This is a genomic window from Kitasatospora sp. NPDC034533 (genome assembly GCF_055575155.1).
On record NZ_JBVITE010000054.1, the window covers coordinates 1 to 11653 of the forward strand.

At 68.2% G+C, this 11653-nt stretch carries 12 protein-coding genes; 7 read left to right on the forward strand and 5 right to left on the reverse strand.

The features are described from left to right. Positions 1 to 95: 95 nt before the first annotated feature. Both ACZ55U_RS29430 and ACZ55U_RS29435 read right to left on the reverse strand, forming a co-directional pair. Positions 96 to 812, reverse strand: a complete 717-nt coding sequence (locus tag ACZ55U_RS29430; RefSeq protein ID WP_465530788.1) for an ARMT1-like domain-containing protein — start codon at positions 810 to 812, stop codon at positions 96 to 98. A gap of 303 nt (positions 813 to 1115) precedes the next feature. Further along, positions 1116 to 2468, reverse strand: a complete 1353-nt coding sequence (locus ACZ55U_RS29435) for a transcriptional regulator (RefSeq protein ID WP_465530790.1) — start codon at positions 2466 to 2468, stop codon at positions 1116 to 1118. A gap of 255 nt (positions 2469 to 2723) precedes the next feature. On the opposite strand from ACZ55U_RS29435, the gene ACZ55U_RS29440 reads away from it, so the two are divergent. From ACZ55U_RS29440 to ACZ55U_RS29465, 6 genes are all read left to right on the forward strand, one after another. Beyond that, positions 2724 to 3116, forward strand: a complete 393-nt coding sequence (locus tag ACZ55U_RS29440) for an ATP-binding protein (protein ID WP_465530792.1) — start codon at positions 2724 to 2726, stop codon at positions 3114 to 3116. Beyond that, positions 3113 to 3559, forward strand: coding sequence for a hypothetical protein (locus ACZ55U_RS29445; protein ID WP_465530794.1), 447 nt, complete (start codon positions 3113 to 3115; stop codon positions 3557 to 3559). Before ACZ55U_RS29440 ends, ACZ55U_RS29445 begins: the two co-directional genes overlap by 4 nt. Before the next feature lie 152 nt (positions 3560 to 3711). Then, a complete protein-coding gene (locus ACZ55U_RS29450) occupies positions 3712 to 4296 on the forward strand; it encodes a hypothetical protein (protein WP_465530796.1) in 585 nt (194 codons plus the stop codon). 121 nt (positions 4297 to 4417) lie between these two features. Beyond that, complete coding sequence (locus tag ACZ55U_RS29455; protein WP_465530798.1) at positions 4418 to 5461, forward strand: glycosyltransferase family 4 protein; 1044 nt, start codon at positions 4418 to 4420, stop codon at positions 5459 to 5461. A gap of 55 nt (positions 5462 to 5516) precedes the next feature. Beyond that, positions 5517 to 6398: a radical SAM protein gene (locus tag ACZ55U_RS29460; RefSeq protein WP_465530800.1), complete on the forward strand. Its 882-nt coding sequence runs from the start codon at positions 5517 to 5519 to the stop codon at positions 6396 to 6398. Then, entirely contained in the window at positions 6395 to 7060 is a 666-nt protein-coding gene (locus tag ACZ55U_RS29465; protein ID WP_465530802.1) for a PIG-L deacetylase family protein, read from the forward strand. The genes ACZ55U_RS29460 and ACZ55U_RS29465 overlap by 4 nt, the downstream gene beginning before the upstream one ends. A 13-nt stretch (positions 7061 to 7073) precedes the next feature. Here the strand turns inward: ACZ55U_RS29465 and ACZ55U_RS29470 are convergent, their stop codons facing one another. After that, entirely contained in the window at positions 7074 to 8780 is a 1707-nt protein-coding gene (locus ACZ55U_RS29470; protein ID WP_465530804.1) for a proline--tRNA ligase, read from the reverse strand. 176 nt (positions 8781 to 8956) lie between these two features. Between ACZ55U_RS29470 and ACZ55U_RS29475 the strand changes: the two genes are divergently transcribed. Continuing rightward, positions 8957 to 9823, forward strand: a complete 867-nt coding sequence (locus tag ACZ55U_RS29475; RefSeq protein ID WP_465530806.1) for a class I SAM-dependent methyltransferase — start codon at positions 8957 to 8959, stop codon at positions 9821 to 9823. A 24-nt stretch (positions 9824 to 9847) separates the two neighbouring features. On the opposite strand, the gene ACZ55U_RS29480 is transcribed toward ACZ55U_RS29475, so the two are convergent. Then, on the reverse strand, positions 9848 to 10387 hold the full coding sequence (locus tag ACZ55U_RS29480) for a PIN domain-containing protein (RefSeq protein ID WP_465530808.1): 540 nt from the start codon (positions 10385 to 10387) through the stop codon (positions 9848 to 9850). Further along, the gene (locus ACZ55U_RS29485) at positions 10384 to 11487 is read right to left on the reverse strand and encodes a helix-turn-helix domain-containing protein (protein WP_465530810.1); all 1104 of its coding nucleotides are present in this window, start codon (positions 11485 to 11487) and stop codon (positions 10384 to 10386) included. The genes ACZ55U_RS29480 and ACZ55U_RS29485 overlap by 4 nt, the downstream gene beginning before the upstream one ends. Positions 11488 to 11653 lie beyond the last annotated feature (166 nt).

Below are 11653 nucleotides of genomic sequence, written 5' to 3' on the forward strand. Positions count from 1 at the left end.
CGACCAGAAACGAGCATCGACCTCGGATATGTCCCCACCCATGAACAGCCCAACGAGCGAACCCAACGAACGTCACGGTAAGCACCGTTGCAGTACTAGTACGGCTGCGGCTTCACGTAGACCACGACCTGTGCCGCCAGGCCGGAAGCCAGGAGGTGGTCGACCAGCACCAGGTCCGGCAGGAGCTCCCGGCCGGCGTTGTCCGCAATGATGCAGACACGCCCGCCTTCGGCCCGCTCCAGCTCGGCCCACAGCGACTCGCTGTCGTCGGCCACCAGGTCGGACGCGATCGGCCCTCCGGCCTCCGCAGTGATCTGGAAGCTCAGGTCGGCGCGGTTGCCCCAGAGCGCCGAGGAGAGAAGCGCGGCGGCTCGCTTGTCGGTGAAGTCCGCAGGCAGGTCGCCCAGGGCCGCCAGCTCGGCGTCGACGGCCGGGCCGGCAAGTTCGGCATCCTTGAACGGTGCGAACGGGTCGATGCCCTGCCAAGCCCCGGGCCGGAAGTAGCCGGTGGCTTCGAGCAGCCTGCGGTAGAAGTAACTCTCGGCCCACAGGAACGGCGCATCGCCCCACGGTCGTCCGAACAGGCCCTCACCCCACTCCAGCCACTGCTGGTGATCGTGGGCACTGGTGCTGAGCGGCTGCAGCACACCGTCAATGCTCTCGGCGAGGAGCTCCTCGATCGCGACCCGCTCGCTCGGCCCGTACGGCAGTGCATCGAGCACCTGGCGAATGAGCTTCGGGTGACGCTCGTGGAAGACATCCCGGGCGAACGAGCCGGGGGAGCCGCTCAGGATCACGGGTGCGCTGGGCATGCTCAGAGTCGTCCTTCCACTCGGCTATCGGCGGGTTCGGAACTGGCCGGCCCAGCGTCGCGGACGTGGATCTCCTCGGTGCCCAAGCCCACCGCGAGGTGGGTGCCCGCGGCATCGACGGCGATCGAACGCGCCCACCCTCCGAGGTTCACGAACCGGCTGAGGTGCCGAACCGTGCGCGAGTCCGGGGTGCACGGAGCCGTCGCCGCCGCTGACCACAATGACCGCCACCGAACCCTCATTGGAGCCCGCCCACTCGGCGAGCTCCCGCACCAGTAGCAAGTGCTGCGGTGGTGAGAGCGATCACGCCGCAGCAGTGAGCTCCCGCGCCCGCTCCGCGAAGTCCACCACCAGACGGTGACCGCCGAACGGCTCCATGCGGCGCTGGAGGTCCTGGACGGCCTCGATGGCGCGGGAGGACTGCACCTGCTTGGTGAGGGAGAGGGTCCGTACACCGGCAGCGTGCGCGGCTTCAAGGTCATTGCGCTGCAGGTGCGAGACGGCCAGTGCCGCCTGGGACATCGCGCCGCGCCGGGCACGCTTCTGCTGCCGGGCGTGGTCGATGGAGAGGCGGGCGTGCTCGGCCGCGTGGTCGGGCTGGTCGAGGTCGCGGAAGGTGTTGGCGTGCTCGCCGTGGAGGTAGGCGGCGTCGATGAACTTCGCCCACTCGGGCTCCTGATCCGACTGGACCCGCTCGAAGGCGTCCTCGGAGCGGATGATCGCCTGAGCGGCGCCGCCCTTGTCGCCGAGCTTGGCCAGGGCGCGAGCCTCCAGCGCCCAGAGATCGGCCAGGCAAGCGGGCGAGGAGACCCCGGAGAGTCCGGCTCGGCCGGCTTGGGCGAGTCGGCGGCCCTCGTCAGGGTGGCCGAGGAGGGTGGCCTGGTCGGCCATGCCTGCCAGCACGTGGGCGCCGAGCGCGGGGTTGTGCGATTCCTCGGCGAGGCGGAGGGACTGGATCAGGTAGCGCTGGGCGGTGCCGTGTTCGCCGTTGTCGTAGGCCATCCAGCCGAGGAGGTACGTCTGCTCGGCGGCGGCCTCGCACAGTGCCCGCCGAACCTGCTCGGTGTAGGTGCGACGGAGCAAGGGGTAGACGTGGGCGTTCATGTACTGGGCGAGCGCCAGTCGGCCCGAGCCGCCGCCCTGGAAGATGTCCATCTGTTGGAAGGCGCCGAACATGTTCCGGACAGCCGTCACGTCTTCCAACCGCACCTGCGGACCAGGGGTTGGGGACTGATCCAGCGTGCTCAAGAGCCAGTCACGCGAGGGCCCGACGCCCGCGACAGCGGCGAACGGGGCCATGGCCAGGAACTTGCGACGGTCCACGTCAGCTCTCCCCAGGTTGGTGACGGCTTCCACGGTAGCCGCGTACGAGGAGTTGTACACCAGTGAGCGATCGGCGGACGGGGCGTCGGCGAGGCCGAGATCGTAGGTGGTGACCCGGTAGCCGAGTTCGGCGGAGAACACGTCGGCCAAGATGTCCGGCACCGGCTGGCGTGGAATCTCGCCGCCCAGCCAGCGGCGGACGCTCGTCGTGTCCGGCGCGATGTGGGGCTGGCCCCACTCCTTCGCCTTCGCACGAACTCGCCTGCTCAGCTCGCCCCGGCTGATGCCGGACTGCTCCAGCAGCTGCTCGAGTTTGGCGTTCACTGGTTTCATCGCCGTGGCCCCCAGCACGATCGGTAGCGGAAGTGACACCCTTCGACACCCCCACCGACATTACTCCCGATTACTCAACAGCGGTTACCTGGTTGCCCGAAGTGATCTGCACCGCTTGAGGAGTACTCAGCCATGAGGACCGAGAGCACAGCAACTGATGTGACGTCACTCGGTTCTCCGGATGCCTGCCTCAACGCAGGGGAGCCGAGCGACCCGCCCGAAGTCGCGAGGCCGACCGAGCGGAGGTGGTACCGCATGAGCCTCCCCCTCGTCCGGCCCGAGCACATGGAACCGGTACGCGAGATCGTCCGCGCGCACCTGCGGCTGTGGCGCAAAGCCGAGTTGAGCTTCGTCGCCGAGCTCGGCGTCACGGAGTTGCTCACCAACGTCTACAAGCACACCCGCGGTGACTGCGAGCTCGTCCTGTCGGAGACGGACACCGGCGTCTTCGTCGGGGTCAGCGACTTCGACGGGACCTTCCCGGTGATCCGAGAGCCGGCCGATGACGAAGTCGGCGGACGAGGGCTGTTCCTGCTCGCGGCCATGGCGGATGAGTTCGGCACCAAGCCGCGCAGAACAGGCAAGCAGGTCTGGTTCCGGCTCGGCCCCGAGGCATCAAGGCCCTACGAGGAGGAGAGCGCCGCATGACGTCGGCACCCACCCTGCCTGTCGCGCAGCCTGAAGGGCTCGGAATGACCCGCCCAGGCGTGCTCTACCGGTGCACCTCGTACTTCGACGTGCATGGCACTGAGTTGGCCCAGCTCTTCGACTGGGAGGTACTGCCGAACGCGGAGGCCGCGTACAAGCACCTGCGGCGAGCCGCTGCCGGCGTCAGCCAGGCGCTGAGTCGAAGCACGGATGCAGAGCTACGGAGGTGGCTGGGCGACCACTCCGTCCTTCCCTCCGTGATCAAGGCGATCGACGACGGCGGTGGCTACGAACTGGAGCTGTGCGGCACCGGCGTCCGCATGGCGCTCGCCGTTCATCGCGTCACCCTGCTGCCTCTGCTGAGTCGACGCCACTTCACCTGCCCTGCGCTCATTCTGCGCGGGCGACGGCTCTGGATAGACAGCCGCGACAGCGCTGGCTAACCCGGCGACCCACGCAGACCGCGCCGCCGCCGAGCTCGTCCTGCGCGTGCTCGACGCTGCCCTCAAGGCTTCACCGCTGGGTCAGCGACGTGCCTGTGCGCGTCCGAAAAACCCCAAATAACCCACAAGCAGCCGATTCGAATGGAGACCCCGTGCCCGAGTCCGTTATGAAGCCCGGCCTGCCCGGCCCGCCGTCCGGCTACCGGTACCTCGACTTCTTGGGAGGCCCCAGCCGCCTTGTCCACGAGGACACCTGCCGGGGCTGCTTCATGAACCTCGCCGAACGCGAGCTGCCCGACATCCTCGCCCCCGTGTACGACGACGGCGTCATCACCGTCAGGCAGGACGCGGAGTGGGCGGTGCCCGGCTTCATGGTCGTCGGTGTCCGTCCGCACATCGGCGCTCTTGACGAGATGGAGCTGCCGTTGGTGGAACGGCTCGGGCGGGTGACGCACTTCGTCCGGCGAGCCATGCGTGAGCGGCTGGGCCTGGCGGCGGTGCAGATGTACCAGGAGGAGAAGCTCGACCGCCCGCACTTCCACGTGTGGATGCTCCCGCTGTGGCCGGACACCATGGCCGCTCACGGCATCAACCCGCGGATCTACGAGTCCAACATCGCGCGCTACCTCACGCTGTTCGCCCTCGACTCCCACGAGAAGGAGATCCGCCGCTGCGCGGACGAGGTGCGCGGCTTCCTCACCGAGGTACCCGAGCTTGGCGCTGACACTCGCGGCTGAAGCCGAGTGAACCTCGCCGACGGCCGAACAGCCGGCCGTTCCGGGCTACGGCCCTCGTTCCCAACTGCCGCAGGCGGCCCGCCGCAACGGCAGGTCGCCGTATCGAGAGGAGCTTGAACGTATGCGCATCGCACATGTGGCCCCCTTATGGGAGAGCGTCCCTCCCCGGGGCTACGGGGCCGTCGAGTCGCTGGTCGCCGACCTCACCGCCGCCCAGGTCCTCGACGGGCACGACGTCACCGTCTTCGCCTCTGGCGACTCCAAGGTGGCCGGCAACCTCCACAGCATCGGTACGACGGCTCTTCACGCGGACCCGAGTGTCCGCGAGCCCGAGGTCTACCGGATGCTCCAGCTCCAGGAGGTCCGCGACCGCGCCTTCGAGTTCGACGTCATCCATTCGCACGTCCACTCCAACACCGGGTGTCTGGCGATTCCGGCGCTCCACGGACTGAGCACTCCGGTGGTCCACACGGTGCACTGCTTCTTCAACGAGGACAACGCGCCGCTCTTCCGCCGGTTCGCCGCCGAGCGCTACGTGGCGATCAGCGGCGACCAGCGCTCCCACCTGCCAGAGCTCAACTACCTCCGCACGGTCCACCACGGCATCGACGTGGAAGCCTTCCCCTTCGGCACCGAAGCGGCCGACTCGTGGCCGTACCTGGTGTTCCTCGGCCGGATCCGACCCGAGAAGGGCGTCCACGTCGCCATCGAGGCGGCGCGCCGCGCAGGGCTGCGGCTGAAGATCGCCGGCCGGGTCAAGCCCGGTGACCGGGCGTACTTCGAGCAGCAGATCCAGCCGCATGTGGACGGCGACCAGGTGACCTTCCTGGGTGAGCTCGACTTCCCGCAGAAGACCGCACTCCTCGCTGGCGCCGCTGCCACCCTGATGACCTCGCTCATCCCGGAGCCGTTCGGACTCGTGCCGATCGAGTCGATGGCCTGCGGCACCCCTGTGGTCTCCCTGCGCGCCGGGGCCGCCCCCGAGCTCGTCCGAGACGGCATCACCGGGTTCCTCGCCGAGAACGCCCAGGAGATGGCCGACGCGATCCGCCGCTCGCCGACGATCGACCGCGCCAGCTGTCGCGCGCACGTGGCCTCGGAGTTCTCGATCCGCCGGATGGCGGACGGCTACCAAGCCGCCTACCGGATGGCCATACAGGGCTGATCCGCTCGGCGACGCACTGCTCAACTCCCGACCCCACTACCGCCAGTGAGGCATCATGCGCAGTGTCATCCTCAGCGCGGGCAAGAGCTGCTTCGTGGCCTGCCCCGGCTGCTACAACTACTTCGGCCGCACGATCACCGAGACGCCCCAAGTGCTCCGGTTCGCGGCCGGCTTACACGAACAGTTCGGCATCGAGAAGATCACCGTCGGAGGCGGCGACCCGCTCACCCGGCCCGACATCATCACGCTGCTCACCGGTCTGCACGACCTGGGTCTCCGAATCCACCTGGACACCGTCGGCACCGCCTTCCTCGGCGCCGCGCAGATCCGCTTCATGGGGACGGGTACCGTCGACCAGGTGTCAGCCGACGATGTGGCCGCCGTCAGCGACCTGATCGGCATCCCGCTCGACGGCAGCACCGACGCCGTGCAGCAGCAGTTTCGCCGGCACGCGACCGTCGCCTCCCAGCTGGCGGTCTTATCGCTATTGGGCAAGGTCGGAGCCCGGATCTGCGTCAACACCGTCGTCCACAGCGGCAACAGCGGTGACATCGCGGCGATCGCCGGGCTGCTCAGCGGATTCGTCGGCATCGAGGAGTGGCAGCTCTTTCAGTTCATGCCGATCGGGCCCTTGGGGCACCGGAACCGCGAGCGCTACCTCATCAGCGAAGGCGAGTTCCAGCGCGCCGTTGCCGTTGCCCGGGATAACGCGCCCGGACACGTCAGGATCGCCGCCAAGAGCGCGGGTGGCCGCAAGCATCGCTACCTGCTGATCGACTCAGCTGGCCTCGTGTGGACACCGGAGCAGTCGCAGGCCGCCGTCTGGCACAGCGAGGACGCCAACGACCGCCGACACCTGATCGGCAACGTCAGCGACGCCGACATCCTCGACCGCCTGGCCGCGCTGGAGAACGCCGTCGAGGAGGTGCCGGCATGACGGTCGCCGACCTGCTCGTCGTTGTCGCCCATCCCGACGATGAGACCTTGCACTGCGGCGGACTCCTCCACCGCACCGCCCTTCGCGGCGGTACGACGGTCACAGTCACCCTGACCCGCGGAGGCGCGGGCAGGACCCTCGGCATGTGCACTGAAGAGGACCTGCCCGCCGTTCGCGAGCAGGAGCTCCGTCGCGCCACCGAGGCGCTCGGAGTCACGTGCGCCGAGGTCCACGACCTGCCCGACGGCGGCCTCAGCGACCACGAGGCGAGCGGGACAACTCTCGTCCTGGAGGCATTGCGCCGCTGGAGGCCCCATCGAGTGGTGGCCTTCCCACCCAACGGGATGAACGGCCATCCGGACCACCGCGCCGCACACCGGATCGCCCTCGCCGCGCTCGACCGCTACGAGGCCAGCCCGGACGTGCTCCTGGTGACCAGCACGATCCAGTACACCGAACCGGCCAGACCCGGCTTCCTGGACCCCCGCCAGGTCGAGGCGATGCGACTGTCGGCCACCCTGCGGATGCAGGTGGGCGATGCCCTGGAAGCGAAGCTGCGCGCCATGGGCCACTACGAGACCCAGGCGCGCAGCGTCGCGAAGATCCTTCGCTGTTACCCGGAGACGCTCCTCACCGAGGCGTTTCACCGGGTGTCCGGCTGACGAGCCGATCGCCTCACACGGCGGCGGTCAGCAGCTTGCGGACGTGCTCCACCGCCTCGGCCACCGGCACGGACTGGGTCTCGCCGGTGGCCCGGGTGGTGACCTCGACCGTGCCGTCGGCCAGGCCGCGGGCGCCGACCGTGATCCGGTAGGGGATGCCGATCAGCTCGACGTCGCGGAACTTCACGCCGGGCCGCTCGTCTCGGTCGTCCAACAGCACGTCCACCCGCTCACCTTGGAGCTGCCTGTACAGGTTCTCGGCGGCCTCTGTCACCTTCTCGTCGCTGGTGCCGAGCATGACGACCGCCACCTCGAACGGGGCGACCGCAACCGGCCAGATGATGCCCTTGTCGTCGTGGTGCGTCTCCACGATCGACGCCAGTGCCCGCTCCACGCCGATCCCGTAGCTGCCCATGATCGGGACGACGCGCTCGCCGTCCCGGCCGAGCACGGTCACGCCCAGGGTCTCGGTGTACTTGCGGCCAAGCTTGAAGATGTGGCCCACCTCGATCGTGACCACCACCTCCAGCGGCGTACCGCACTGCGGGCAGGGCTCGCCGGCGGTCACCTCGCGCAGGTCCGCCCATCGCTGTACCGCGATGTCCCGCTCGACGGACACACCGCGCAGGTGGACGCCGTCGATATTGGCACCGGTGGTCATGTCGGTGCGGCCGCGCAGGGCTTCATCCGCGAGGACGGGCAGCTCGGCGACGCCGACCGCGCCCAGGCTGCCGGGGGAGGCGCCAAGCGCCGCCTGGATTTCCTCGGCAGTGGCGGGCCGCACCGCCGTGGCGGCGAGCGTGTCGATGAGCTTCTGCTCGACCAGGGCGTGGTCACCGCGGACCAGGATCAGGGTCAGCTGGTCGTCGACCACATACACCAGCGTCTTGATCTGCCGCTCGGCCGGCACGTCGTGCTGGACGGACAGCTCCTCGATGGTGCGCGCGTTCGGGGTGTCGAACCGCTCCGGGGCGTCCAGACCAGGGCCGTCCACCACGGCGGGCAGGGCGGAGGTCGCCTTCTCGGTGTTCGCCGCGTAGTCGCAGCCGGGGCAACGGACCACGAGGTCCTCGCCGGCGTTCGACGGGCTCATGAACTCCACGGACGCGCTGCCGCCCATGCTGCCGCTGGACGCCTGCACCGGGATCGCGGGCAGCCCCAGGCGGGCGAAGATCCGCTCGTAGGCGGCCTTGTGCAGGTCGAAGGAGCGGTCGAGGCCGCCGGCCTCGATGTCGAAACTGTACGAGTCCTTCATAGTGAACTCGCGCACCCGCAGCAGGCCGCTCTTCGGGCGGGCCTCGTCGCGGAACTTGGTCTGGAACTGGTACCACATCTGCGGAAGGTCCCGGTACGACTTCAGCTCCTGCGACAGGACGGTGAAGATCTCCTCGTGCGTCATGCCGAGCGCCAGGTCCGCGCCCTTGCGGTCCTTGAGCCGGAACATCTCCTCGCCCATCACCTCCCAGCGGCCGCTGCGCTGCCAGATCTCGGCCGGGTGCAGGGCGGGCAGGATGAACTCCTGGGCGCCGATCGCGGTCATCTCCTCGCGGATGATGTCCACGATCTTGGCGCGGACGCGCACGGCCAGCGGCAGCAGGGAGTAGTGGCCGGCCATGAGCTGCCGGACGAACCCTCCTCTCACCAGCAGGCGGTGGCTCACCGCATCCGCGTCCGCCGGGTCCTCCCGGAGAGTGGGCACGTACAGCTGGGACCAACGCATCGGACCGGAGACCGTCCTCTCGGTGAAACTGCGGAGTGTCGCGGCGGCGCTCACGCCGACATCACGACGGGGAACGCATTCTAGTGGCGGAGCCCTGCCCGAATCGCTCCGTTTTGAGAAGCCCAGGTCAGAGGCCACGTGCAGAGCAGCGTCCCTGATGACACGGACGGAGGCAGATGGCTGACACATCGGATGAGACGCCCAGCAGCGATCAATCCGTCGACGCCATCCGCCGCTACTACGACGCCCTCGGCGAGGCCGAGCACGACCGGCTCACCAAGGACGTCGCCGGTCGGGTCTCCTTCGAGATCCACCGCCGCTTCCTGGCCCCATATCTGAGCAAGGATCAGCGAGTCCTGGAGATCGGAGCGGGCCCAGGCCGCTTCACGACGGTGCTCGCCGAACACGACGCTCGCGTCGTGGTTACCGACATTTCGCCCGTCCAACTCCACCTGAACGAGATCAACGTCACCGCCGCTGGACACGAGCACGCCATCGAAGCCCGCCACACCCTCGACGTGCGCGACACCAGCCGCTTCCCCGACGCCGCGTTCGACTTGGTCCTCGCCTACGGAGGCCCGCTCTCGTACGCGTTCGACCAGGAACACCAGACCCTCACCGGCCTCTTCCGCATCGTGAAGCCCGGGGGCGTCGTGGTCGCTTCGGTCATGTCCCTGTGGGGAAGCTGGCGAGCCCGCTTCCCCGGCGCCACCCAGCTCGCTATCCGCTACGGCGCCGACGTCACCGATGCAGTCATCCGCACCGGCGACCTGCGCCACGTACCCGGCATGACCCACGTCTGCCGCATGTTCACCTGGGAACAACTCACCGCCCTCGTGACCGAATCCGGCGGCGAGACCCTCGCCGGATCGGCGAGTAACTGGGCGAGCCTCGAGGACCCGGCCGTGCTCGCCGACATCGAACGGTCTCCGGGACTCTGGGAGCGATTCCTCACCTACGAGACCGCCGCCTGCGCCAGCCTCGGCGCCCGCGACGGCGGCACACACATCCTCTTTGCCGCCCGCCGGGCCGGTCCCGCGTAGCGAGCCAGGTGCGCCTGGCAACAGTCAGTTCAGGAGGTCAGCCGCGGACGAGGGGAGCCGCAAATGCCGACCTTGGTCGGCCATAGCCCGCATTAACGCGTAAGCGTCCTGTGCAGTGATCTCCCCGTTCACAGCCGCGATGGCCATGAGATCGATGGTCTCGCGGGTGGTGATGCCCTTGAGTCGTGCGTACCTGAGCGCCTCGTTGTCATCCGAGATCCACCACGAGCCCGCGAACTCCCCGAGGTTCAGGATGACGTGGCAGGTCTCAGCTTCGCCGAGATGCTTCAGCGGCTCGTCGTCGGTGCCGCCGAAGACCGTGCGGCGGATGCGGTTGATCTGTTGGACATCGACGTCACTGGTGATCTCGATTGGCTCGCCGAGCCAGCCATCAGTCGCGAGGTTGCCGAGGGAGGGCAGGACGGATGCGGACCGGTGCGCTTCGTAGGCGACTGCGGCGGTCCATCGTCCGCGTTCGTCGAGTACTGCCTTGAGCAGATCGAGTCGCTCCACCGAGGCGAAATTGCACAGCACCGTATTGTCGGGGAAGAAGTAGGCGTTCACGAGGAGCTGGGAGCCTCGCTTCCCGTCTCCAGATCGCGCCTGAGCGCGTCAACATCCCTGCCAAGAAGGCCAGCGTACGGGCGGAGCGTGGCCTCGCCCGCCTCGTAGGCCGCGTAAGTGTCGCGCACGAGGAGTCCTGGGGGTCTAGAGCTGCTTGTGGTGACGGTTCGTCGGGCGAGCTCCTCACCTCGGCCAGCCAGGGCTGCCGCATTGGCCGAGCTGATGGCCTTGTAGCGCTCGCAGGCGCCGGCGTCGATCAGACGAAGGTTCAGTAGCCGATACGCGAGAGCCGAAGGGGTCACCATCCAGTCACACGCCAGAGCAGCGAACGATGCCTCGGTGAGACCGATGGTGCCCACGGCCTGGCGCATTTCCTCTTCTGGCATGAGGAAGGCTGCGGCGAAGGCGTTGGCCTGGATCTCGCTTGGCTCCTTCGCGTACGCCTTGTCGAATACGTCGTTATCGAGGTGCAGCTCTTGGTTGTCACCCGCCAGCAGGTGACCGAGTTCGTGGGCCAGGGTGAACCGCTGCCGAGAGGGGAGGTGGCAGGTAGCGAGCACAATGATCTTCGCCTCGCTCGATGCGGCGGCAAGCCCGTCGAAGTCGGGGCCCACCTCGACGACCGCCACATCGGCTCCAAACACCTCCTCCACCAGCTTGGGAAGGTCCTCCTGTTGCACGGACAGCCCGCTGCGAGCTACGGCCTCTAGCGCGCTGGCGGCCAGACGGCGCCCCCGCTCCGTCCAGCTCCCTGCAGCGGGATGTTGGAGCACGGGTCGCCACGGCTGCGGGAAACCGACAGCTGCCATGTCTGATCTGAGCGTGCTGTACCGCCTCGCCGCGCGGATCGCCTCACCGGCGCTACCGCCGGTGGTCCGCGCTGCCAGAGCCAGCGGAGGCTCCTCTCCGGTGATCAGCCAGTCGACTGTCACGGTGCACACCTCGGCGATACGCGCCAGGTCAAGCGATGAGAAGCGGCGGCTGCCGCTGAGGGACTTGGAGAGCTTGGAGTCGTCGAGCCCGATTCGGAGGCCGAAATCGCGTTGACTCAGCCCCGATGCCTGGATCAGCTCGCGTACGCGGTCGGGGGTGTTCGGCATGCAAGCCATGCTAGCAGGGATGTTTGCGAAAATCGAAAATCAGCGCGAGGATGATGGGGCACATGGGCCGTCGTACTCTTCGGCTGGTTTGCTCCAGAGATGATCCCGGTTCCGGCATGATCAGGTGGCAGTAGCAGCGGTGGTGGCGAAGGGACGCGCGATGGCG